At 64.8% G+C, this 23013-nt stretch carries 20 protein-coding genes and 4 tRNA genes; 3 read left to right on the forward strand and 21 right to left on the reverse strand.

The features are described from left to right. The 13 genes from BM125_RS11950 to BM125_RS12010 all read right to left on the reverse strand — a co-directional run. A partial coding sequence (locus tag BM125_RS11950) for a GTP-binding protein (protein ID WP_245778905.1) occupies nucleotides 1–212 on the reverse strand: 212 nt, incomplete at its 3' end. 43 nt (nucleotides 213–255) lie between these two features. Next, nucleotides 256–331: transfer RNA gene (locus BM125_RS11955), tRNA-Thr, on the reverse strand. Between the two features lie 104 nt (nucleotides 332–435). Next, nucleotides 436–509 (reverse strand) — tRNA-Gly (locus tag BM125_RS11960). 130 nt (nucleotides 510–639) lie between these two features. Further along, nucleotides 640–725, reverse strand: a tRNA-Tyr gene (locus tag BM125_RS11965). Nucleotides 726–1271: 546 nt separating this feature from the next. Next, nucleotides 1272–1766: an acyl-CoA thioesterase gene (locus BM125_RS11970; protein ID WP_092408259.1), complete on the reverse strand. Its 495-nt coding sequence runs from the start codon at nucleotides 1764–1766 to the stop codon at nucleotides 1272–1274. An 18-nt stretch (nucleotides 1767–1784) separates the two neighbouring features. Next, entirely contained in the window at nucleotides 1785–2876 is a 1092-nt protein-coding gene (gene ychF / locus BM125_RS11975) for a redox-regulated ATPase YchF (protein ID WP_092408261.1), read from the reverse strand. Nucleotides 2877–2968: 92 nt separating this feature from the next. Further along, a complete protein-coding gene (gene pth, locus BM125_RS11980) occupies nucleotides 2969–3550 on the reverse strand; it encodes an aminoacyl-tRNA hydrolase (RefSeq protein WP_092408263.1) in 582 nt (193 codons plus the stop codon). Between the two features lie 44 nt (nucleotides 3551–3594). Next, nucleotides 3595–4269, reverse strand: coding sequence for a 50S ribosomal protein L25/general stress protein Ctc (locus BM125_RS11985; protein WP_092408265.1), 675 nt, complete (start codon nucleotides 4267–4269; stop codon nucleotides 3595–3597). A gap of 166 nt (nucleotides 4270–4435) precedes the next feature. Further along, nucleotides 4436–5404, reverse strand: a complete 969-nt coding sequence (locus BM125_RS11990; protein ID WP_175498054.1) for a ribose-phosphate diphosphokinase — start codon at nucleotides 5402–5404, stop codon at nucleotides 4436–4438. A gap of 76 nt (nucleotides 5405–5480) precedes the next feature. Continuing rightward, a tRNA-Gln gene (locus tag BM125_RS11995) sits at nucleotides 5481–5555 on the reverse strand. A gap of 62 nt (nucleotides 5556–5617) precedes the next feature. Continuing rightward, nucleotides 5618–6487, reverse strand: coding sequence for a 4-(cytidine 5'-diphospho)-2-C-methyl-D-erythritol kinase (gene ispE / locus BM125_RS12000; RefSeq protein WP_245778906.1), 870 nt, complete (start codon nucleotides 6485–6487; stop codon nucleotides 5618–5620). Beyond that, a complete protein-coding gene (gene lolB / locus BM125_RS12005) occupies nucleotides 6484–7092 on the reverse strand; it encodes a lipoprotein insertase outer membrane protein LolB (RefSeq protein ID WP_092408270.1) in 609 nt (202 codons plus the stop codon). The genes ispE and lolB overlap by 4 nt, the downstream gene beginning before the upstream one ends. Then, a complete protein-coding gene (locus BM125_RS12010; RefSeq protein ID WP_139224975.1) occupies nucleotides 7089–8834 on the reverse strand; it encodes a tetratricopeptide repeat protein in 1746 nt (581 codons plus the stop codon). Before BM125_RS12010 ends, lolB begins: the two co-directional genes overlap by 4 nt. 247 nt (nucleotides 8835–9081) lie before the next feature. Between BM125_RS12010 and hemA the strand changes: the two genes are divergently transcribed. Both hemA and prfA read left to right on the forward strand, forming a co-directional pair. Continuing rightward, nucleotides 9082–10371, forward strand: coding sequence for a glutamyl-tRNA reductase (hemA, locus tag BM125_RS12015; protein WP_092408274.1), 1290 nt, complete (start codon nucleotides 9082–9084; stop codon nucleotides 10369–10371). An 87-nt stretch (nucleotides 10372–10458) separates the two neighbouring features. After that, on the forward strand, nucleotides 10459–11541 hold the full coding sequence (gene prfA, locus BM125_RS12020) for a peptide chain release factor 1 (RefSeq protein ID WP_092408276.1): 1083 nt from the start codon (nucleotides 10459–10461) through the stop codon (nucleotides 11539–11541). Nucleotides 11542–11553: 12 nt separating this feature from the next. Here prfA and BM125_RS12025 read toward each other — a convergent pair whose 3' ends face one another. The 8 genes from BM125_RS12025 to BM125_RS12055 all read right to left on the reverse strand — a co-directional run bounded on the left by BM125_RS12025 (nucleotide 11554) and on the right by BM125_RS12055 (nucleotide 21502). Beyond that, nucleotides 11554–12195 (reverse strand): energy transducer TonB, encoded by a 642-nt coding sequence (locus BM125_RS12025; protein ID WP_139224976.1) that lies wholly within the window; start codon nucleotides 12193–12195, stop codon nucleotides 11554–11556. Nucleotides 12196–12718: 523 nt separating this feature from the next. Continuing rightward, nucleotides 12719–13708: a HEAT repeat domain-containing protein gene (locus BM125_RS12030; RefSeq protein WP_092408280.1), complete on the reverse strand. Its 990-nt coding sequence runs from the start codon at nucleotides 13706–13708 to the stop codon at nucleotides 12719–12721. Then, nucleotides 13705–14943 (reverse strand): HEAT repeat domain-containing protein, encoded by a 1239-nt coding sequence (locus tag BM125_RS12035; RefSeq protein ID WP_175498055.1) that lies wholly within the window; start codon nucleotides 14941–14943, stop codon nucleotides 13705–13707. Before BM125_RS12035 ends, BM125_RS12030 begins: the two co-directional genes overlap by 4 nt. Nucleotides 14944–14965: 22 nt before the next feature. Further along, nucleotides 14966–15745, reverse strand: coding sequence for a hypothetical protein (locus BM125_RS20245; protein ID WP_175498056.1), 780 nt, complete (start codon nucleotides 15743–15745; stop codon nucleotides 14966–14968). 5 nt (nucleotides 15746–15750) lie between these two features. Beyond that, the gene (locus tag BM125_RS12040) at nucleotides 15751–16311 is read right to left on the reverse strand and encodes an RNA polymerase sigma factor (RefSeq protein ID WP_175498057.1); all 561 of its coding nucleotides are present in this window, start codon (nucleotides 16309–16311) and stop codon (nucleotides 15751–15753) included. A 216-nt stretch (nucleotides 16312–16527) separates the two neighbouring features. Continuing rightward, nucleotides 16528–18591 (reverse strand): S9 family peptidase, encoded by a 2064-nt coding sequence (locus BM125_RS12045; RefSeq protein ID WP_092408286.1) that lies wholly within the window; start codon nucleotides 18589–18591, stop codon nucleotides 16528–16530. Between the two features lie 186 nt (nucleotides 18592–18777). Further along, nucleotides 18778–21156, reverse strand: a complete 2379-nt coding sequence (locus BM125_RS12050; protein WP_175498058.1) for a M56 family metallopeptidase — start codon at nucleotides 21154–21156, stop codon at nucleotides 18778–18780. Then, nucleotides 21146–21502 (reverse strand): BlaI/MecI/CopY family transcriptional regulator, encoded by a 357-nt coding sequence (locus BM125_RS12055; protein ID WP_245778907.1) that lies wholly within the window; start codon nucleotides 21500–21502, stop codon nucleotides 21146–21148. Before BM125_RS12055 ends, BM125_RS12050 begins: the two co-directional genes overlap by 11 nt. Nucleotides 21503–22084: 582 nt before the next feature. Here BM125_RS12055 and BM125_RS12060 point away from each other — a divergent pair. Next, on the forward strand, nucleotides 22085–22987 hold the full coding sequence (locus tag BM125_RS12060; protein ID WP_092408290.1) for a LysR substrate-binding domain-containing protein: 903 nt from the start codon (nucleotides 22085–22087) through the stop codon (nucleotides 22985–22987). Nucleotides 22988–23013: the final 26 nt, after the last annotated feature.

Raw genomic sequence — 23013 nt, forward strand, 5'->3', positions numbered from 1 at the left:
TCGTATTCCACGTGCGCCGTCGAAATCGTGATGCCGCGCGCCTTCTCTTCCGGCGCCGCGTCGATCGCGTCATAGGCCTTGAATTCGCCGCCAAAACGCTCCGCGCCGATCTTCGTCAGCGCCGCCGTCAAGGTCGTCTTGCCGTGGTCAACGTGACCGATCGTGCCCACGTTCACGTGTGGCTTCTTGCGCTCGAACTTCTCTTTCGACATGGCAGTGTTCTTCTCGGGAGATCGTGTGTGAGTGGAATCAAAGTGGTGCTCACGAATGGAATCGAACCATCGACCTCTTCCTTACCAAGGAAGTGCTCTACCGACTGAGCTACGTGAGCGATGCATCATTGCCGTCTTCCCTGTCGGCAACTTCAGACCATCATCCATGCTGGTCTCTTCAAGAAAATTTGCTCCGTCCCCACTTCAATTCAAGCCTGAAATTTGGAGCGGGAGAAGGGAATCGAACCCTCGTAATCAGTTTGGAAAACTGATGTTCTACCATTGAACTACTCCCGCCTGGAGCCGGGATTCGGGATATGGGATTCGGGATTCGAAATATCCAGCGTGGCGCGCTTTTCGAATCTCGAATCCCGAATCTCGTATCCCTGATTTGTGGTGAAGCTTGGAACTGGTGGCGCTTGTTGATTGGTGGAGGGAGGTGGATTCGAACCACCGAAGGCGTAAGCCAGCAGATTTACAGTCTGCCCCCGTTGGCCGCTTGGGTATCCCTCCAGCATTCTTTCCTGTTTCGTTGCTGCAACCTCGTGTCTTGTCGTCCGGGAGGTGGATTACACCGGGCATCCTGCCCTCCGCCCCTCCGGGGCCGCGCCGCTTTCGCGTCGCGTTCAAGTTCGCTCCCAGCGAACTTAGTCGAACCACCGAAGGCGTAAGCCAGCAGATTTACAGTCTGCCCCCGTTGGCCGCTTGGGTATCCCTCCAGCATTCTTTCCTGTTTCGTTGCTGCAACCTCGTGTCTTGTCGTCCGGGAGGTGGATACCACCGGGCTTCCTGCCCTCCGCCCCTCCGGGGCCGCGCCGCTTTCGCATCGCGAATGGTTCGTTTCACGCAACCTGCCCTGGTCGCCGGACGCACAAACCAACCGGCCATCGGTCGGTTGGGGGAATCAGGTCTAGATGCATCCTCACACGGAGCCGCGCATTTTCGCGGAGCGGGCCCGGAGTGTCAACAGCAAAAGTGGTGCCATGATGCGCCCGGATGCCGCATCCGGCACCCGGATCGGGCCGGATTCGGCCGTAACCGGCAATCAGGCCGGGCGGATCAGTGGTCCTGGCCGGCCGGGCGCAGGTCCGAGACCTCCTGGTCGATGCGACGGTGGACCTCCATGACCTTCTCGGCATAACGCGCCAAGGCCATGTCCTCCTCGCTTTCCGGAATCCATTTCGGCACCGGGGTCGGCTTGCCGTCGGGGGCATCGAGGGCCACGAAGGTCAGCACGCACTGGGTCGCCAGCCGATCCCGGACAGCCTTGAGGTCCCGGGCCCGGACGTCGACGATCAGGTTCATGCTCGAGGTCCCGGTATGGACGAGGCGGCAGCGAACCTGAACGAAATCGCCGATCAGGATCGGCGCGACGAACTGGATGCCGCCCATGGCCGCCGTCACGCAGTACTTGCCGCTCCAGGCGACCGCGCAGGCATAGGCGGCCTGGTCGATCCACTTCAGGACCGCTCCGCCGTGCACCTTCCCGCCGAAATTCACATCGGTCGGTTCGGCCAGGAAGCGGAATTCGAGGATGTGCTGCTGTCCAGACATTGGCCGTGCCTCCCAGTTTCAGACGTTGAAGCGAAAATGCAGGACGTCGCCCTCCTTGACGATGTAGTCCTTGCCCTCCAGGCGCAAACGGCCGACTTCCTTTGCTCCGGCTTCGCCACGGTACTTGATGAAGTCGTCATAGGCGATCGTTTCGGCGCGAATGAAGCCGCGCTCGAAATCGGTATGGATGACGGCCGCGGCCTGGGGCGCGGTGGCGCCGATCCTGACCTGCCAGGCGCGCACCTCCTTGACCCCCGCGGTGAAGTAGGTCTGCAGCCCGAGCAGGCGATAGCCGGCACGGATCACGCGATTCAGGCCAGGCTCTTCGAATCCCATGTCGGCAAGGAAGGCATCACGATCGCTGTCCTCGAGCTGGGACAACTCTTCTTCGATGGCCGCGCAGACCGGCACGACTTCGGCGCCCTCGACCGCGGCGCGTTCGCGCACCTTGTCCAGCAAGGGATTGTCCCTGAATCCATCCTCCAGAACATTCGCTATATACATCAATGGCTTGAGCGTCAACAGGAATAGATCGCGAACCAGCGCCAGTTCCTCGGCGTCAAGTCCGGCCGCGCGTGCCGGCCGCCCCTCATTGAGGCAGGCGGAGAGCTTTTGCAGGACCGGCCGCCTGGCCAGGGCCTCCTTGTCGTTCGCCTTGGCCGCCCGCTCGGCCTTGTTCAGCGCCTTCTCGACCGATTCCAGGTCAGCCAGGGCCAGCTCGGTATCGATCGTTTCGATATCCGAAATCGGGTCGACCTTGTTGGCCACATGGACGATGTCCGGATGCTCGAAGCAGCGCACCACGTGGGCGATCGCGTCGACCTCGCGGATATGGGCCAGGAACTTGTTGCCGAGGCCCTCGCCTTTCGAGGCGCCGGCGACGAGGCCCGCGATATCGACGAATTCCATCGAGGTCGGAATGGTCTTCTGCGGCTTGACGATTTCGGCCAGTACGTCAAGCCGCGGATCCGGTACCGGCACCACGCCGACGTTCGGATCGATCGTGCAGAACGGAAAGTTGGCCGCGGCGATGCCCGCCTTGGTCAGCGCATTGAACAGGGTCGACTTGCCGACATTGGGCAGGCCGACGATGCCGCATTTGATACCCATGGTTTGAATCCGGGAATTGAGAATCGGGAATGGGGAATCGAAAAGGCGTCAGGCGTGCGGCTTCGCTCTTTCGATTCCCCATTCCCCATTCCCTATTCCCTCTCTGTATGCAACCGCTTCATCGCTTCATTCATCTGCCCGTTGACGGCCAGCGGCAGGACGTCGAGTGCGGCGCCGACGGCACCGAGGATGGACTGTTCGTCACTGGATCCGGGGCGCCCGAGCACCCAGGAGGTGACCCGATCCTTGTGGCCCGGGTGGCCGATGCCGATGCGCAGGCGATGAAACCGGCCATGACCGAGGTGGGCGAAGATGTCACGCAACCCGTTCTGGCCGCCATGTCCGCCATCGAACTTGAGTCTCGCGGCGCCCGGCGGAAGGTCCAGATCGTCGTGGACCACGAGCATCTGATCGGGCTCGATCTTGTAGTAGCGCAACGCCGAGACGATCGCGATACCACTCTTGTTCATGAAAGTGATCGGCTTCAGCAGCAGCAACGAATCGCCTTCGAAGGACAGTTTCGCGGTCTCCGCGTGTAGCTTCGATTCGATGCCGAAGCGCACCTGCTCGCGCTGGGCCAGCGCATCGACAAACCAGAACCCGGCGTTGTGCCGGGTTCTGAGATGTTCGGCCCCGGGATTGCCGAGGCCGACGATCAGTCGCAAACGATTCATGTCGACGCGGTCGTCCCGTCAATTCCGCCACGGGACGCAGCGACTCACTTGTCGCCGTCGCCCGCTTCTTCCTTCTTGTCGCCGGCTGCCGCAGCGCCACCGGCCTCACCTTCGGCTGCCCCGCCATCGACTTCCTCGCGACCCAGCTTGGCGCTGACCACGGCGATGTCGTGCTCCTTGCCGAGCTTCAGTTCAGGGATCTGAACGCCGGCCGGCAGGTTGAGCTGGGAGAGATGGATGATGTCGTCGATCTTGAGTCCGGCCAGATCGACTTCGATGTACTCGGGAAGATCCTTGGGCAAACAGGCGACTTCGACTTCGGTCACCTCGTGCATGATGATCACGCCGGCGGCCTTGCCAGCGGGCGAGGTTTCCTGGTTGAGGAAGTGCAGCGGCACGCGCACGCGGATTTCCTCGTTCTCGTTGATGCGCAGGAAGTCCAGGTGCAGGATCTGTGCCTTGAACGGATGCCGCTGCATGTCGCGCAGAAGGACCTTCTGCACGTCGCCGCCGAGGTTCAGGTCGAGGATCGCCGAGTAGAACCACTCATTTTGCGACGCCAGGAAAACATCCTTGTGCGCCAGCTGGATGCTGACCGGGTCGAGCTTGCCGCCGCCATAGACGATGGCCGGTACGCTGCCCGCACGACGCAGGCGGCGGCTCGCACCCTTCCCCTCGTCCTTGCGCAGAGCTACCGAAAGTTCATGTGTCTTTGCCATTTTCGTGTTGCCTTTTCTAGTGTTGATTCGCCTCGCGGCGACTTGAGTACTCCCCCGCGACCAGGAGAGTTGTTGGAACCGGGAATTGAGAATGGGGAATCGGGAGTCGGCAAAAGCGACAGAGCCGCTTTACCCACTCTCCATTCCCTATTCCCTATTCCCGTCGTTAATCCACATACAACGAGCTCACTGACTCGCCGAAGGCGATCCGGCGAATCGTCTCCGCCAGCAGTTCGGCGACCGAAAGCTGGCGGATGGTGCTGCAGGCTGCGGCTTCTGCCGACAGCGGTATCGAATCGGTTACCACCAGTTCGTCGAGCTGCGAACCTTCGAGGTTGCGGATGGCCGGCCCCGAAAGAACGGCATGCGTGCAGTACGCAACCACCTTGCGCGCGCCCTGGCGCTTCAACGCGGCGGCCGCTGCACACAGGGTGCCCGCGGTATCGACGATGTCGTCGACCAGCACGCAGACCTTGTCCCTGACCTCGCCGATGATGTTCATGACGGTGGCCTCGTTCGGGCGCGGCCGGCGCTTGTCGATGATGGCCAGGTCGGCATCGTCGAGGCGCTTGGCGATGGCGCGGGCGCGGACCACGCCGCCGACATCGGGACTGACCACGATCAGGTCGTCCTTGGCGTAGTAGCGCCAGATATCGGCCAGCAATACCGGCGATGCGTACACATTGTCCAGCGGCACATCGAAGAAACCCTGAATCTGGTCGGCATGCAGATCGACGGTGAGGACGCGGTCGGTACCGACCGCGCCGATCATCTTCGCCGCCACCTTCGCCGTGATAGCCACGCGCGCCGAGCGCGGGCGTCGATCCTGACGGGCATAGCCGAAGTACGGCAGCACCGCGGTCACGCTGGCCGCGGAAGCACGTTTCAGCGCGTCGACCAGGACCAGCAGTTCCATGAAATTGTCGGCGGTCGGCGCACAGGTGGGCTGGACCACGAACACCTCCTGGCGCCGCACGTTTTCCTCGATCTCGATCTGCACTTCGCCGTCACTGAAGCGGCCGACCTGGGCCTTGCCCAGCGGCACGCCGAGTTCAGTGCAGATGGCCTGGGTCAACGGCCGGTTGGCGTTGCCGCTGAACACCAGGATGCTTGCCGAATTCGCCGCCGTGTTCACAGAGCCACTCCGTACAGATGCTTGTGGCTGCCTGCACGGCAGCGTGGATCGAACGCCGTGCCCGCGACTCCGGACATGGCTGGGGCGGCAGGATTCGAACCTGCGAATGCCAGGATCAAAACCTGGTGCCTTACCACTTGGCGACGCCCCATCAGGAAAAACAGGATCCGGCTGACCAGACGGCCCGGCGAAACGAACCCCGCCCGGCCCAATTTACCGCCGCTGATCGCCCGCAGGTGCCAGCAACGGTGAAACATTGATTCCATTCGCTACCCAGGCCCGCATTCCCGGCGGACATCGACCGGCAATCTCGGTCGCCTTGTCGCCATCCACCGCGACAAAGACCGCGGCACCGGTGCCGCTCAGACATGCGCGGCCCCGCTCGCCAAGCCAGTCCAGGGCCCTGGCCACGGCCGGATAACGGGCGCGCACGACCGGTTCGAACGCATTTTGCGTCGCAGCCCCGGAAATGAAGCCCTCAATTGTCGTGGCTGCGCTATCGCGTGTCAATTCCGCGGCCTGGAACAACGCCCCGGTCGGAATGCTGACGCCGGGATCGACGATCACGTAGGTTCGCCTAGGCAGCTCAATCGGTACCAGCAACTCGCCGACGCCCTCGGCGAAGGCACTGTGGCCGCGCACGAAGACCGGCACGTCGGCACCCAGTTGCAGTCCGAGCGCCGCCAGCGCCGCTTCGTCGAGACCACATTTCCAGAGCCGGTTCAGGGCATGCAGGGTCGTCGCCGCATCGGAGCTGCCACCGCCGAGGCCGCCACCGATCGGCACGCGCTTGTCGACCCGAATGTCGGCACCGAGGCCAGCCGGCGCGGCCGCCTGCAGGAGGCGGGCGGCACGCACGACCAGATCATCCTGCTCGATGATCCCGGCATTGTCGCCGACGCGAGCGATGACGCCATCCGTGCGCACGCGAACATGCACCGTATCGCCCCAGTCGAGCAGCTGGAACACGGTCTGCAGGAGATGCAGCCCGTCCGGACGGCGGCCGGTGATGTGGAGGAACAGGTTCAGTTTGGCCGGCGCCGGCCAGGCGCTCCAGTCTTCGTCGGCGATTTCCGATGTCAAGGCATATCCCAGTGCTGAACGGCAAGCCGCACCTTGTAGACCCCATTGCTGGCGAAAATCCGCCTGGGCAGCGCCGGTCGGATGCTGGTGTCGTAGTCGCGGTATTCGATCTTCCAGCCCAATTGCGCGAATTCGGCCGGCAGCCCATCCTCGCGGAACACGATTCGGGCCGGCCCAGCCGCACGCAGCCCGCGCACCCAGGAAGACAGTTCAAGCACCGGTACGTTCCAGCCTAGCTCGCGTTGCAGCAAGGTGGCCGCGTCGCCGCCGGCGACTGGCTCGGCGTGCAACCCGCTGAGCTCGGCCCGTTCGCCATCGCCGCTCAGGGTCCAGGTCTTGCCGGTCACCGGGGCACTGACGGCAAAGCGGTACTCGCTGCCGTCCTGGGTCCATGCCAGTGATCCGCTGCCGCCATCCTGCGGACCGGATATCGCCAGGCGGGCGGCCAGCGACCAGCGCGAATGGGTCGACAGTTCGCGTTCGCGCTGTGCCTGGGCCGACAGCAACGTGCTATCGGGTTTCAGGCGCGGCGCCGCGCACGAGGCCAGCAACATCGCCATCAGCACGACGGGCGCCCAGGCCGGCAAGCCTTGCAGCCGCCTCACGAAGCCAACCGCTTCATCGTTTCGATAAGGACCTTGTTCTCGGCATCCTTCTTGCGGCCCTGCTCCCAGACCTGGCGCGCCTCCTCGCGATCGCCGCGGACCCAGAGCACTTCACCGAGGTGCGCGGCCACTTCGCTGTCAGGTTGCTTTTCGAAGGCCTTGCGCAACAGGCGCACCGCTTCGTCGAGATTGCCGAGGCGGTACTGGACCCAGCCGTAGCTGTCGATGATGGCCGGTTCGTCGGGCTTGATCTTGATCGCCTTCTCGATCAGTGCGTTCGCCTCGGCGTAGCGATCGGTGCGATCGGCCAGCGTATAGCCGAGCGCATTCAGCGCATCGGCGCTGTCCGGATCCGTGGCCAGCAGCGCGCGCAGGTCGCGTTCGCCGGCATCGATATCGTCGATTTCGATATACAGCATGGCGCGGGCGTAGAGCAGCCGCGGCTCGTCATGCAACTGCTCGAGACCGCGCGTGTAGACGGCTATGGCCTCGCGTTTTTTCGCCTTGCGCGAGAGCAGGTCGGCCTCGAGCAAGTAAAGGTCGACCGTTTCGCGCGAGTCAGTGCCAACCGCAAGGCGTAGCTCGTTGATCTTGCGCAGGGCCGCTTCGGCGTCACCCTGCTTGTCGATCAGCACCACCGTGCGAATGCCCGCATCGAACCAGCGCTCGTCGTCCTCCGGCACCTGGCGGTACCAGTCTGCGGCCTGCTTGTCCTTGCCGATCAGCTCGGCCACCTGCCCAAGCAGGTACAGGCGCTTGCCACTGCGCGGCGAGGAGTCGGACTGCATGTCGCTGTACAGCTTGCCGAGCAGGGGTTTGTCGTCGGCCCGCGCCGCATAGGCTGCGCGGGCGCCATAGACGACGTCGGTCTGCTTGCCCGCATCGAGTGCGCGCGCGGCACCGGCGTTGTCACCGGCTTCCGCGAGCAGCGCGGCATAGCCAGTTCGCAGCCGCAGGCTTTCCGGATCGCGCTTGAGCGCCTCGGCGTAGCGGGCACGCGCGGCTTCCTTTTCGCCGCGGTCGAGGGCGAGCTGCGCGCTCCAGGCGTAATCATCGGCCGTCTTGAAGCGCCTCAGCGTCTCCGCGGACAGGCGCTCGGCCAGGGCCTTGTCGTCGAGCTTGAATGCGAGCTGGCTCATGGCGACCCAATCCAGATCCTGGTCGCCGAGGCGCTCGGGCGTGGCCAGGCGCGCCAGCAGATTCGACGCCTGGGACTTGTCCGCGGCCCCGAGAAGGACCTGGGCGACCGGTCGCCAACGCCCCTTGTCTGGCCGTTCGGCAAGCGCGACCAGCTCGGCGTAGGCGCGCTCGACCTCGCCCTCTGCAAGGGCGATCCAGGCGCTGGCCTGGCGCACACCGACCGCTTTCGGATCGAGCGCCTGCCAGCGCTGCAGGGCGGTCTTCGCCAATGGCCATTGCTTGACCGCGAGGGCGAGCCGGGTCGCCTGCTCGGCGATGGCCGGATCCGGCGACAGGCCTGCCGCATCGACATAGCCCTGCGCGGCGGCGGCCAGATCGTTCTTTTGCAGGGCGTATTCGGCCCCGATCAGCATCAACGGCAGATCCTTCTCGCGCGGCACCGGGGCCACGCTTTGCCGCTGGACCTCCACTACGCGCGGCCGTTTTGGCGACGATGCGCAGGCCGACAGGACCAGCAGGGCAGCGGCCAGTGCCGTGCCTGCCATGGCCCGCCAGCGGGGTGTCGACGATTTCACGCGGAGGCCGAACAAGTCGATTTGCACGCTCCAAAAACCCTCAAAAGTCCTGTACTTGCTTGAACTTGCCCGATCTCGCCCGCACAATTCCGTGCGCTCGGAACTACCGGTTGGAAGATGCTGCAGCGGTCAGGAAATCAAATCCTTCGGTCCGGACGGGTCGCCGACTGTTCACGGGCACGCTTGGGCAAGTCATGAGCCATTCTACGCAGACACCGAGCGACCTGTCTGCGCGCAGGTCCTTCGACCCGCGCCAGCGTCAATGGTTGCACCTATGGCCTTGATTGCACTCGGGCTCAACCATCTCTGCGCACCGGTCGCCCTGCGCGAGCGCGCCGCATTCACACCTGACGCCACGGCCGGCGCGCTGGCCGACCTGATCGCCCAGCCTGGCGTTCGCGAGGCCGCAATCCTGTCCACCTGCAACCGCACCGAGCTCTACTGCAATGTCGAATCCGGCGCAGAAGGCTCGCCGTTCGACTGGCTGCACCGCCACCGCCAGCTGCACGGCGCGAATATCGAAGAGTTCCTCTACCGCCACCACGATTCCGACGCCGTTCGCCACCTGTTTCGCGTGGCCACTGGGCTCGAATCGATGGTCCTCGGCGAACCGCAGATCCTCGGCCAGGTCAAGGACGCCTATACCCTGGCGCGCAATGCCCGGGCGCTCGATGCACCCCTCGAACGGCTGTTCCAGAACACCTTCGCCGTGGCCAAGCGTGTGCGCTCGGACACGCGCATCGGCGCCAACACCGTATCGGTCGCGTTCACCGCGGTGCGCCTGGCCGAGCGCGTCTTCACCGATCTCGCCGAGGCTTGCGTGCTCCTGATCGGCGCCGGCGAGACGATCGAACTGGCCGCGCGGCACCTGACCGAAGCAAAGGTTCGTCGGCTGATCGTGGCCAACCGAACGCTCGACAATGCGCAGGCCCTGGCCGGACGCTTCGGCGGCTACGCGATTGCCCTGACCGACCTCGAGAAGCACCTGGCCGAGGCCGACATCGTGATCTCCTCGACCGCTTCCCGCGAGCCGGTGCTGAGCCGCTCGATGGTCGCCGCCGCGATCGCCGCGCGGCGCCACAAGCCGATGTTCCTGGTCGACATAGCGGTGCCGCGCGACATCGAAGCCGAGGTCGCCCGCCTGCCGGACGTGTTTCTGTACACGATCGACGATTTGCGCGAGGTCATCGATGAGAACCTGCGTTCACGGCAGCAGGCCGCCGAGGAGGCCGAAGCCATGATCGAGCTGTCGGTCGAGCATTTCATGGCCTGGTGGCGCGCCCTCGAACTGCACAACCCGATCGCCAGCGTGCGCCGAAGCGCCGAGGCCGATCGCGACGAGATCCTGGCCAGGGCGCGGACCCTGCTGGCGCGCGGCAGAAATCCCGAAGAAGCTCTCGAGTTCCTCGCCCATTCCCTGACCAACAAGTTGCTGCATGCACCAAGCGCCAACTTGCGGGCCGCCGCGCTGCGCGGCGATGCCGAGCTGCTGCAGGCGGCCGAGAAGCTGTTCGAAACCCAGCCCGGGCCCCGGAAGCAACCGGCGGACCCAAAGCCGGGTTAGCCGCAGCGGCGCGCGCAGGCCGGCGCCGTCGCGCCGGCATCACGTATCATGCGCGCCGCCGCCAGTCCGCGCGGCCCCAGGAAATCCATGACTCCGTCGATCCGTCGCAAGCTCGAACAACTGGCCGAACGCCACCAGGAACTCGAACGGCTGCTCTCGAGCGAAGAGGTGCTCGGCGATGCCAATCGCCTGCGCGAGGTGTCCCGCGAGCACGCGCATCTGGGTCCCCTGACCGAGGCCCTGGCCGAATTCGACGCCAACGCACGCGCGCTGGCTTCGGCGCGAGCCATGCTCGACGACGCTGAACTCGGCGACCTCGCCGCCGAGGAGATCACAAGCCTCGAGGCCCGCGAGGCCGAACTCGACGAACAACTGAACCTGCTCCTGCTGCCGAGCGACCCGCGCGACGAGGGCAACCTGTTCCTCGAAATCCGCGCCGGCACCGGTGGCGACGAAGCCGCGATCTTCGCAGGCGACCTGCTGCGCATGTACCTGCGCTATGCCGAGCAGCGCCGCTGGCAGGTCGAAATCCTCAGCGAAAGCGACGGCGAACACGGCGGCTACAAGGAAGTCATCGCGCGCATCGAGGGCAAGGGCGCCTACTCCCGGCTCAAATTCGAATCGGGTACGCACCGCGTGCAGCGCGTACCGGAAACCGAGTCACAGGGCCGCATCCATACCTCGGCGGCGACCGTCGCGATACTTCCGGAACTGGCCGAGATCGACGACATCGAGATCAACCCTGCCGACCTCAAGACCGATACGTTCCGCGCATCGGGCGCCGGTGGCCAGCACGTCAACAAGACCGATTCGGCGATCCGCATCACCCACTTGCCGACCGGCATCATTGTCGAATGCCAGGACGAGCGTTCGCAGCACAAGAACCGCGCCCGCGCGCTGTCCTTGCTGAAGGCGAAGCTGCTCGACGAGCAGCGCAGCAAGCAGACCGCCGAACAGGCCGAATCACGCCGCCTGCAGGTCGGCTCCGGAGACCGCAGCCAGCGCATCCGCACCTACAACTTCCCGCAGGGCCGGGTCACCGACCACCGCGTCAACCTGACCCTCTACCGGCTGCCCGAAATCATGCAGGGCGACCTCGACGAACTGATCGATACGCTGACGCGCGAAGACCAGACCGACCAGTTGCAGCTGCTCGCCGGCCAGCACTGACCCGCGATCTGATCAGAGCGTGCTGCCGATGACGTGGGATTTGAGCGAGACGCTCGAATCGAGCGCCAGACTGTCGCCATTGCCGAGAACGGCATGTTTTCCGGGTGGAGTCCATTGGCAGGGATTGAGCTGCAAAGCCGGGGATTCATCGGGACGATGGGCAACGACGCACATGAAATACACGACCCGCCCGGGAATACCTTTCCCATTGATCAATTCCGGTTCGTAGGTCCACGACCTTGTCGACCGCTTGGTCCTTCTTACGAATTCCCCGGTCGTAAGCGGCGACCCTTCGGCAACCTTCACTCCGACTTGCTTTCCGTTGCCATCGAATTCGACTTCCACCACCACCAAGGCAACCTGCTTGCCTCGCGCAAGCATTCCGACTTCTTCATCCGGATACGCAGGCATCTTGATGTGGGAAAGGGCGCCGCCGGTAGTTACATCCCTGACATGGACAGCGTAGGTTTCGCCATCAGGATTCGGAGTCAGGCCCACTTGCACGACGAGACGTGTTCGCAAAGTGACGGGCTTCCCATCGACGAGTGGTGGAATGAATTTCCATTTGGCGATATCGGCCTCGAGTTTTTCGCGCAAGACGGCGTTCGAAGTTCCGACCCTTTCGACAAACCCGACGCGCCCGTCAGCATTCACTTCCAACCTCCAATCGAGGGTCACCCTGCGCTCATCCGTAGCAGACTCAGAGTGCGCAAGCCCCGGGAAGGCCAGGACGAGCACTAGAATCCGGACAGCGAAACCGAAAGCCGACATCCTGCCTGCATTGCGTGTCACTTCAACCCTCCTCTATGCGGGGACAAACGCGCCTGACACCATTGAGCTGTTGACACGGATTGAATGCCAGTGCGGTCACCCGCCCGCGTCGAGAATCATTTTCCATTCGGCGTATACATCGATCGTCTGCGCGGTCGAATCCGTTCGGGCGCAAGCAGGGACGAACATGAGCGCAGCAGGGAAAAGCCCATTCCTGACCACGATGCTTCCCTTGCATGAGGCCTGCTGCCAGCGAAGGCGCGGCAGCTGATGGCCAGAAATGCAATTTGACACCCCCTGAGTGCCGCGTCCAGCTGGGCACCCGGGGCATGCGATGGCTGCGCCAAGGGTTCCCCTTGCCCGCTCCGGCCGCAGGCCATGGTCCGCTCCGGATTCAAGCGGAGTCCTAACGCGTCAGTACCTCATCGAGGAAGGCCATCGCCTCGTCGGTGCCGGCCTGGCCAAGCCAGAACAGGGCCTTTTCCTTGACCGGCCTGGGATAGTTGCCGCGGATCACGGCAATCAGCGCCTTGGTCGCGACGGCCTCGTCGAGCTGCGACAGGGCGAAGACGGCCTCCTCGCGCACCGGGTTGGAGGACTCGCTGCCGAGGGCGGCAAGAATGTCGGCCTGGGCGCGCGGGTCATGCATCTGCGCCATCCAGAACATCGCCTTGCCGCGCACCTCGCCCGAGGCATCGCGCTTCGATATCGCGCGGACGCGCTCGTAGGCATCCGGCTCATTGGATTGGGACAGGGCGAACACGGCGTGCTCGCGCAGGTCGGCATTCGCATCCCCGATCGCCACCCGCTCGACGAAATCCGCGCCTTCGGCGCCGCGTGCGTGACCGAGCCAGAAGATCGCGTCCTTGCGCAAATCGATCGGCTCGCCGACCGCAGCGAGTTCGATCAGGGCCGTGGTCGCCCCGGCATCGGCATGCAATGCCAGTGCCGCCAGATCGAAGGAATCGCGTCCGTGGTGGCCGCCCGTGATCCAGCCCTTCAGAAGGCCGACGCTGTCGGCGGCGGCGATCGGATCGATCCAGCGCACGGGCTGATGGCTGGTCACCGCACAATCCGCCGCAAATGCGCGTACACGGTCGGCCTTGCCATCGGCAACGTGCCAGTAGACGCTGAGCTGCGCCGCCGAAGCGGGATCCGGCTGGCTCGAGACGAAGGTCCCGCCGCGCGAGTCGAGGTCGCAGCGCGTCTTGCGCAGGTCCGTGCCGCGGTTGCCCGCGTAGCAGCACGGGGCACCGCCCGTCCCGATCATCGGCACGTGATAGCCGACCCAGCCGTCCGCGGCAACCAGTTGTTGGCTCAGTTCCGGTTCGGCGGCCACCGCGGCCACGCCGGGAATCAAGGCGAAACCAAGAATCAATGCATGCAGGCGCATCATGGCTGTTTGCTCCCGCTGTCGAGTTCGGCTTCGATCAAGTCCAGCGTCGTGTCGCTGTCGGTCAGCGTCAGCATGCGCAACAAGGCCTGCTTTTCCTCGCTGGTCTTCGCCTGTCGATACAGCTTCAGCATCGATTCGCTGTCGCCGGCGATCATCATCCCCTGCAGCGCCGCGTCGCGGATTTCGGACGATCCAGCCGAGCTGTAGATGCGCACCAGGGCGGGGCCGGAACCGTCGCTGTCGGCGATGCCGAGCGCACGGATGGCCTCGATGCGGATCTCGTCGGGCTGGTCGGACTCGGCGATCGCAGCGAGCGTTTTCGAATCCCCAGCCACGCCCAGCGACTGCAGGATGGTCTTGCGGTTTTCGGGTGATTTTTCGCTGTCGAACAATTGCTTGAGCTCGCTGGTCGCTTCCATTGCGCCGAGCGCCTGGATCGCGGCCTGGCGCAGTTCCGCATCGGCCTCGTTGCGCGCCGCCTGCATCACCAGTTGCGGCTGATCGGCAATCAGCCAGGCCTGGATGATGCTGCGCTTGTCCTCGCTGCTGCGGCTCGATGCGTAGATGGCCTGCAGGCGCTGAATGGCATCGTCTTCGCCGCTCACGCCAAGCATGCGGATCGCCTCGGCGCGAAGTTCCGGATCAGGGGATCCGGAGGCAACCTCGCCGAGCGTCTCGAGCGCCGCCGTCTCGTCCAGTTGACTGAGCACGAACAATGCACGCTTCTTCACGTCCAGCGAATGCGAGCCGCTCAGCACCTTGCGCAGGATCGGAATGGCACGCTCGGGTGGTGCCTGCATCAGGCCGGTGACGGCGATTTCTGCCAGTTCCTCGTCGCCAGCCGCCGACGTGGTGCCCTTCGAACCCGTTTCGACCTGGCCCAGCAGGCTGTCGGCATCCTTGCTCCAGCGGCTGTCGGGATAGTCGCGGCGAAGTTTCTCGAGGGTCGCCCTGGCCTCGGCCGTGCGCCTGGCCTGCAGCAGGGCATAGGCCTGCCAGTAGATGGCCGCGTCCGCACTGGCCGGTTCCTTCTGGCGCAGCGAGGTCTCGAGCTGACGGAAACGCTCGAGCGCGCCATTCCAGTCGGACTTCTTGAGCAGCTCATGGCCCTGCCAGTACATCGCCGCAAGTTGGCGGTCGCTCGGGGCCATGTCACTGTCGGCAGGCAGGGCCCATGCGGAAGTCGCCGCAAGCAGGCAGGTGCCCAGGGTCCAGGTCGCAAGTTTCTTGATCATCGGGTTCGGCTCCAGTGGGAATTCAGAGGCTGCGCTTGCTGGCGACATCGATGCGCGATTCGGTGGCTCGCACCTGGAACAGCAGATCGGTGTTGCGCAGGTAGTCGCGCAGTCCTTGCCTGTCTTCGACGGTCGACGAGGCCGGACGGTTAGCCACTTCGAGCAGCACCGGCTCGAGCTGGCGCAGGAAATCGGCGAGACGCAGGTTGCCCGAGCGCGCAGCGGCGGCGGCATACAGCCGATTGGATTCGACCAGCGACTGGGCCAGGTCGCGATTGCCGGCCAGCAGATCGCCGCCATCGTCGTTGGCCGCGGTGAGCAGCACGCCCTCCGTGGCACGCAGATGTCCGGCGACATAGCCGTCGAGGATCCGATCCGCCATTCTCGACGGGGCAGCGGAAGACTCGCTTGCCACCGGTTGCTGTGCACCGTTGCGTCCGACCATGAATCCGGTCGCCAGCGCGATCAGCAAGGCCATGGCGAAGCCACCGGCCCAGATCAGTCGAGGCGCGAACACGGCATCGAGGCGATCGCGGATTCGCGCCATCGCCCGAATCCCGGCCGGTCGGGCTTGCAGGTTGGCCATGCGCCTGTCGAGCCCGGCCCAGAGGCGTTGCTCGAACCCGTCCGCCGGCACCGGCTCTGCGGCGCCGGCGCTGTCGAGCAGTTCGCACAGGCGCGTGTAGCGGATGCGCAGCGATTCCGACGCCTGCAACGCCGCGGCGATTTCACCGAGGCGCCGGTCATCGAGGCCGTCCCGATAATGGAACAACACCAGTTCGTTGTCGTTGATCGGAGACATGTCGGTCACCTCAGCGGTTCCAGGGCCACGCGCAGCTTGCGCACGGCGCGAAAGATCGCCTGCTTGCAGGCATTGGTGTTCATGGCGAGGGTCTGTGCGATTTCCTCGAGGGAATGGCCCTCGTGGTGGCGCATGACGAAGGCGGTGCGCTCGATCAGGCTCATGCGCTGAAGCTGGATTTCCGCGATGCGGTGCACTTCGGCACCCTGGGCGCGGCGGTCCGGGCCCGGCAACTCCTCGGCCATGCTGCCAAGAAAATCCTCGTCCGCGTCGGCGCATTCGGTGGTCGCCTCCTGGCGCCCGCGCCGGCGCAACTGTTCGAGCGCGGCGTTGACCGCAATACGATGCAACCAGGTCCTGAATCCGGCGCGGCCGTCGAACGACTGCAGGTGCCGCCAGGCGTTGAAGAGGGCCTCCTGCACGGCATCCTCGGCCAGTGCGGGGTCGCGGGTGATGCGCGCGCACAGGCCATAGAGCGGGCGCGCATGCGGCTGCACCAGCCGCTTGAAAGCGGCGGCATCCCCGGCACGGGCGCAGGCTAGCGAATCTTGGTCGGCGTCATCCATCGCTGCTTGGATGATGGCCGAATGCATCCGGTTAGCAAGCGCGGGCAGCGGTTCGGTCGGCGGATGAATCGGCTCCCGGGGCGCACCTCGCCATCGGCGATCCGTGCAGCCCCCGGCGCGCCCGCCAGGCGTGTGGCGGCGCCCGCTGGAGGCGCCGCCGAATCGCGCCAGGGTCGCCCGGGCGCGTGAAGTTCATCGATTGCGTGCGCGGCGCGGCTACTTCGCTTCGACCGAGGTCCAGCGCTTCAGCCAGTCATTGACCGTGTCGTGCCATTGCACGCTGTTCTGCGGTTTGAGCACCCAGTGGTTCTCATCGGGGAAGACCAGCAGTTCACTCGGGATGCCGCGGCGCTGCAGGGCATTGAAGACGGCCAGGCCCTGGGTGGTCGGAATGCGGAAGTCATGGTCGCCCTGGACCACGAGCATCGGCACCTTCCAGTCCTTGACGTGGTTGAGCGGATTGAATTTTTCGTAGCCTTCCGGGTTGTCGTAGACGGTGCCGCCGTTCTCCCATTCGGTGAACCACAGTTCCTCGGTTTCGTAACCCATGGCCCGCGTATCGAAGACGCCGTCATGGGTGACCAGGCACTTCCACGGATCGTTCCAGTTGCCGGCCATCCAGTTGATCATGTAGCCACCGTAGGAGGCGCCGAGCGCACAGGCGCGGTCGGCATCGAGGAACCGGTATTTCTTCAGCGCGGCCGCCCAGCCGAGTTGGAGATCCTCCAGCGGCTTGCCGCCCCAGTCCTGGGAGATGGCATCGGTGAAGGCCTGGCCGTAGCCGGTCGAACCATGGAAATTGATCGTGACCACGGCGAAGCCTTGCCCGGCATAGGTCTGCGGATTCCATCGATAGTGGAAATCGTTGGTCATCGCTCCCTGTGGACCGCCATGGATGATGAAGGCGACCGGATACTTCTTGCCGGCCCTGAAGCCGACCGGCTTGACGACGTAGCCCTGCACGGTCGCGCCGTCGGCGCCCTTGAAGGTGAAGAATTCGAATTCGCCGGTGCGGATGTCCTTCAGCCTGGCCGCATTGAAGCGCGTGATCTGCCTGAGGTTCCGGCCACGGAGATCGGCACTGTACAGATCAGCCGGGTGGCGCAGGTCGTTGCGCGAAATCAGCAGCGCCTTCGAACCGACGTCGAAGCCGGCGACCTGGCCATCGCCGACCAGCTTCGATACCTTGCCGGTGGCCACGTCGATGCCGAACAGCGGATGTTGGCCAAGGTCGTCGGTGGTCGTGTACAGGGTCTTGCCGTCGGCCGACTCCTTCAGGGCGCTGGCCGAACGATCCCAGCCCGGGGCCACTTCTCGCTTCGCACCGCTGGCCAGGTCGAGAGCCATGATCGCGAAGCGGTCCGCTTCGAAGCCGGGCCGGCGCATGGCCAGGTAGTAGAGGGTTTTGCCATCACGCGACGGCAGGGGACTGGAATCCCAGGCCGGGTTGTCGGCGGTGTGGTTGGTCGGCGCCATGGAACCATCGGCGGGCACCGAATAGACGTCGAAATTGGTCGACCAGGGCTCGCCGGCATTGAGGTTGCGCAGGTTGAAATAGACGGTCTTCGAATCCGGCGAGAAAGCGAATTCACTATCGTCGCCAAAGGGCTTCGACGGGACATCACCGTCGAGGCTGCCGGTCAGCAGTCGTGGCTCGCCAAGCTTGCCATCGTCACCGAGCTCGGCAACCAACAGCTGCGAGCGACGGCCATCCGACCAGGTATCCCAGTGGCGCACGAAGCCCTGGGTGAACAGCATGCCCGTGCTCTTGTCGTCGGCCGGCTTGTCGAGCCGCTTCTTGCTGCAGACGATCGGGGCCGGATCCTCGGCGCAGGCGACAAAGAGGTCGACGGCGATCAGCACCGAACGACCATCCGGGGCCAGCTTGTAGCTGCCGATGTCGAGTGAAAACGAACCGACGACTTCGGCATCGCCGCCCTTGGCCGGAACCCGCCAGAGCTGGTTGACGCCGTCCTTCGCCGCGAGGAAATAGACGCTGGAGCCGTCCACCGACCAGCGTGGCATGGACGCATTGAGCCCGGCATCGGTCAGCCGGGTCGGCTTGCCGCCGGCCATCGGCACGGTCCAGATGCTATTGCGGCCCCTGTTCGCGGCGTAGTCGGTCTCGCGAAGCTGCAGGGCGATGGTGCGGCCGTCCGGCGAGAGAACCTGGTCGCCGACCCGGTCCATCATGACCAGGTCCCTGGCATCGAAAGGATGCGGGGCGGCGGAAGCGGCAGTAGCGACAATCAGCAGGAATGCGGCAATCAGGGATTTCATGGGCATCGACCTCTGGCGTGAGCCGTCGATGGTAAGTCGACTGACCTCCGGCGGGAAGGCTTGCCGCCCTGGCCTGCCCTGCTGACTCCGCCAGAAACCCCACCATCGCCGGAAACGGCGATGGCGAGGTGAATCGATCGATCGAGGTTTCCAGCCCTGTGGGGTCTCCAGGCGCGGCCGCCCGATTTACAGCGAAAACCGGTCCAGCGCGCGTTCGGCATCGGCACGTTCGTGGTCGGAAAGCGTGCGCGCGACGGCGCGATAGCGTTCGATCAATGCCTGATCGTTCGGCATGACCTGGGCGAGCTCGACCAGCACTTCGCTGCTTTCGTGGTCGGACTCGACGTTGCCCAACGATGCAAGCACCTGGCGCGATGCCTTCGCGCCGAATCCACGGGCGTGGATCAGGGCCAGAAGTGCCTCGCGCCTTTCGTAATCACCGCCAATGTCCTTGACGGCCGCGGCATAGGCATCGGCGACATTCTCCGCGCTGCTGACGGCGGCGATCGCCGTGGACAGAAGTTCGCGCCGCTCATAGTCCGACTCGATCGTCCTGGCCGCGTCGATCACCGTGGCCAGGATCGCGTCATCACTGCCACCGGCCTCGATCAGCGCAACGAGGCAGCGACGATGCTCATAGTCGGATTCGATGCCATTCGCGGCCTCGAGCCAGGCGCGGTGAACCTGAGCACTGTCGGCCAGCTTCGGCAACAGGCCGAGCAACAGTTCCGCGCGTTCGTAATCGGATTCGATCCTCTTCGCCTGACCTATCACCAGGGTCTGCTGACCGGCGTCGAATTCACCGGCGGCGCCGATCCTGGTCAATGCCCTGCGACGCTCGTAAGCGGACTCGAACGCATCGACCAGGCCCAGCGCGCGGGTCATTTCGGAGGATGTGAACCGGACTGTCGATGCGAGCTGGCCGAGGTATTCACCGCGCGCGTAGTCGGAATGGATGCGTCCGATCTCGTCGAACACGGCTGCGGTACCGCCCGCCGCATGGATCTGCCGAACCCGCTTCTCGACGTCGATCGCGGTCTCCCGGACCATCTCCGGAATGACCGCCGCGATCCAGCCTTCGACTGCATTGTCGATGGGCTGCTCGAGGTCGGCGACGAAATAGTGCCGTTCGAGCTTGCCCGTCCTGTTGGTGTACTCGATGCGACGAGCGACGCCCTCGCGGGTTTCGGCGAAGCTCGCGCTAGCGCCATTGCCGAGGCTGGCGATGCCGTCGTACTGCGGGGTGTAGGTCGCCTCGCCGTCGATCCTGGCCTGGTAGCTGCGCTTGCCGACATCGGTCTGCAGGAACGTGGATTGATGCTTGCGCCCGGATGCATCGGTTTCGCTCGAGACATGCAGGCGGATGCCATTCCCGGCATCACCCGGCGCAGGCGGCCTGGGTGGCGCGGGCGGCGACGGTGCGGCCGGCGGCGATGGACGGTCCATGTCCGCATGGCTGGAGCGGATGCCGACGCCGGGCAACAGGATCACGGCGACGAACAGCACGGCGACGCTGGCCATCAGGGCCGAGGGCACGGACAGGCGTGTTTTCATGATCGTTCCTTCAAGCAGGTGATTGATCCGCTGCAGCAGGGGCGACTCGCGTCCCGCCATTCCCGGCGCGAGCGTGAACGCCGGACCGGACTGGCGGCGCTCGGCGCAGCCGGCCAGGCATTCAGCCAGTGCGCGGCGATCGCCACACTGCTGCGCTGCCCAGGCATCGCAGCTCTGTTCCGCGATCGCGTCGAGCCGGCGCCGCGCCATCGATGCAATTGGCATGAACCAGAGCAGCGCGCAGGCGAACGCCGCAGCCAGGCGCCGCTGCGGATCGCGCCGGTACAGATGGGCAAGCTCGTGCGCAAGCATGGCGCGCATCTGTGGTGCATCGAAGCGTTCGAATACCCAGCCGGGCAGGATGATTCGACCGCCGGTCGCGGCGATCGGACCGGCCAGGGTGTCGAGCCGGGCCAGCTGCGGACAGGCAAGCCCGGCCCGAGCCGCGAGTTCGGCAGCATCGGCCAGCAGTCGACCATGTACGACCGGTCGCGCCAGTCGTAAAGCGCTGCGCAAGCGCAACCAGGCGCCGCCTAGTCGCGCAAGCGAAATCAGAGTACCGACCAGCCAGGCAACCGCCAGCAGCAGGTGCCAGCGCGGCCAGTCCGGGGAGGGCTTCCGCGGCGCAGGCAGTTCATCGGCGCGAAGCGTGTCCGATCGACGCGAGGGCGTCGCCATCAGCGGTGCATGATCGTCTGTGCGCCCCGCCTCGCGCCTTGCGGCGGATGCAGACGCGGGGGCAGCATCCACGGCAGATCCGGCTGCGTCCATTGGCACGACGGACGTGTCCGATTCGACGGCGAGCGAGATTCGCGCGAGTCCCGGCGTCTCGAGGACGAACTGGGTGGCGGAGGTCACGATGCCGCCAAAAAGAGCCAGCCACCACATCCACTCACGCCATCCAAGTTGGACCTGCAAGCTTGACCGATCCGCAATCCAGGCGATGGTCAGCAGGACGCCCGCATGGACCGCCAGCGTCATCAGCAAGGCCGCGAAGGATTCAACGCTCATCGCCATCTCCCTGCTCGAGCCGCTGCCTGATCCGGGCCAGATCATCCGGCGCGATTTCCGATTCCTCGACCAGATGCGCGACGAGGGCATTTGCGTCGCCGGAAAAAAGCGAGCCTATGAGATCGGCAACCATCGAGCGGCGAACAGCCGATTCATCCACCAAGGCCCGATACAGCAGCTGCCGGCCATCACGTCTCTGGCCGACCACGCCGCGCTTCTGCAGGCGGGTCAGCAAGGTCGCGACCGTGGTATGGGCGAGGCCACGGTCCTGCCCCAGGATACTGGCGACCTCGGCCGTGCTGGCCTCGCCGCGGTCCCAGAGAACACGCATCAGGGCGATCTGCAACTCACTCAGACTGACGTTTGCTGCTTTCACTCCCAACCCTCTTCTACAGATGTAGTACTACTACTGTAGTAGAGCGCACGTGTTGGCACAACAGGCCGAAAGTCATCGTTTCCGCCAGACCGGGGGGTTCGCCCCGCAGCCCGCGTTGCACCGTCGTTCGGGCCGTTTGCGCAGTCAGCGCGCCTTACCGGAATCGGCAAGTCCGCCCATTGCCGGCCTGTTCCGAAGATTGCGAGGAATCCGCCAGGGTCGGTTTGTCCCGGCAAGACCGGGTCAGGCCGCGATCCGCACTCCCGGACGGGCTGCAGGGGCACAGGGTCCGGGCTCGGCGAGCCCCGACGCAGGCGGCGAACCGTCCGCCGGAACCGTCGCGCCGGTGACCTCGGCTTTTGCTTCGAGCCTGGAAAATGCGCCCGTCGGAAACCCTTGCATGCCCAACAGGTCCGCGGCAATCTTGTTTAATTCGTTCAACATGACTCCTCCAGTTCGCGTCGTTGCTTCAACTTCTGTGGCCCACGATACTTGGCCAACGCAACGACCAGAAGCGACATCTTTGAGTGTCAGCATTGAATTAAATTGAACATGGAACGAATCCCGCTGAATGCCTTGAATGTCTTCGTCACTGCGGCGCGGGCCGGCAACATGACGCGTGCGTCCGAGCAGCTGAATCTGACCGTGAGCGCACTGAGTCATCAGATCCGCATCCTGGAAAGGCGCCTGTGTGTCAGCGTATTCGTGCGCGGACCGCGCGGGCTGAAACCCACCGCCGAAGGCGCCACCTTGCTGGAACGAGTAGGCCCGCACTTCGACGCCATCCGCTCCGCTGTCCACTCGCTCGCGGGCAGCCGGGACTGCGAGTTGCGCGTGAGCGCGCTGCCTTCGCTGGCCTCGAGCTGGCTGGTGCCTCGCCTGCCAGGATTCGTCGCCCGCTATCCGGATCTTGAATTCAACCTCGATTCGTCGGCTGAGCGCGTGGATTTCGCGCAAGGCCGATTCGATGCAGCCCTGCGCTACGGACCGGGCAGCTGGGATGGCCTGGAGTCGGAATTGCTGTTCGAGGAGTGGCTGACTCCGGTGGCCAGCCCGAGTCTGCTCGAAGGACGTCAGTGGCCGCGTCTCGAAAACCTCGGCGAATGGCCGCTACTGAGCCCCGAAGACGCCTGGCCGCGATGGTTCGAGCTGCATGGTGGCCGCGAACCCGAACGCTATGTCGCCCGCTTCAGCGATTCCGAGACAACGCAGCGTGCAACGGTCGAAGGCCTCGGCATCTCGCTCGGGCGCACCACGCTGTCACGGCCCATGATCGAAAGCGGCCGACTTGTCGCCTTGTTTGCGGAACGCATGAAATCGCCCTTTGCGCACTATCTGGTCTATCCGGCGCGTTCCCGGAATCACCCTGGGTTTCGTGGGTTTCGGACCTGGCTGCTTGACGAAGCGGCGAAATTCGAAGGTTCATCTGCTGCCAAATCCGGCCCAGGGATCTGAGGCAATGGCCAAAAGGCACGGGTCGG

It is taken from the genome of Dokdonella immobilis, from assembly GCF_900115085.1.
GTDB lineage: Bacteria > Pseudomonadota > Gammaproteobacteria > Xanthomonadales > Rhodanobacteraceae > Dokdonella > Dokdonella immobilis.

Excerpts from the sequence above, each read along its gene's own strand:
- BM125_RS11970 (WP_092408259.1), bottom strand. The coding sequence starts at position 1,766 with ATGTCTGGACAGCAGCACATCCTCGAATTCCGCTTCCTGGCCGAACCG.
- ychF (WP_092408261.1), bottom strand. The coding sequence starts at position 2,876 with ATGGGTATCAAATGCGGCATCGTCGGCCTGCCCAATGTCGGCAAGTCG.
- pth (WP_092408263.1), bottom strand. The coding sequence starts at position 3,550 with ATGAATCGTTTGCGACTGATCGTCGGCCTCGGCAATCCCGGGGCCGAA.
- BM125_RS11985 (WP_092408265.1), bottom strand. The coding sequence starts at position 4,269 with ATGGCAAAGACACATGAACTTTCGGTAGCTCTGCGCAAGGACGAGGGG.
- hemA (WP_092408274.1), top strand. The coding sequence starts at position 9,082 with ATGGCCTTGATTGCACTCGGGCTCAACCATCTCTGCGCACCGGTCGCC.
- prfA (WP_092408276.1), top strand. The coding sequence starts at position 10,459 with ATGACTCCGTCGATCCGTCGCAAGCTCGAACAACTGGCCGAACGCCAC.
- BM125_RS12030 (WP_092408280.1), bottom strand. The coding sequence starts at position 13,708 with ATGATGCGCCTGCATGCATTGATTCTTGGTTTCGCCTTGATTCCCGGC.
- BM125_RS12035 (WP_175498055.1), bottom strand. The coding sequence starts at position 14,943 with ATGATCAAGAAACTTGCGACCTGGACCCTGGGCACCTGCCTGCTTGCG.
- BM125_RS20245 (WP_175498056.1), bottom strand. The coding sequence starts at position 15,745 with ATGTCTCCGATCAACGACAACGAACTGGTGTTGTTCCATTATCGGGAC.
- BM125_RS12040 (WP_175498057.1), bottom strand. The coding sequence starts at position 16,311 with ATGGATGACGCCGACCAAGATTCGCTAGCCTGCGCCCGTGCCGGGGAT.
- BM125_RS12045 (WP_092408286.1), bottom strand. The coding sequence starts at position 18,591 with ATGAAATCCCTGATTGCCGCATTCCTGCTGATTGTCGCTACTGCCGCT.
- BM125_RS12050 (WP_175498058.1), bottom strand. The coding sequence starts at position 21,156 with ATGAGCGTTGAATCCTTCGCGGCCTTGCTGATGACGCTGGCGGTCCAT.
- BM125_RS12060 (WP_092408290.1), top strand. The coding sequence starts at position 22,085 with ATGGAACGAATCCCGCTGAATGCCTTGAATGTCTTCGTCACTGCGGCG.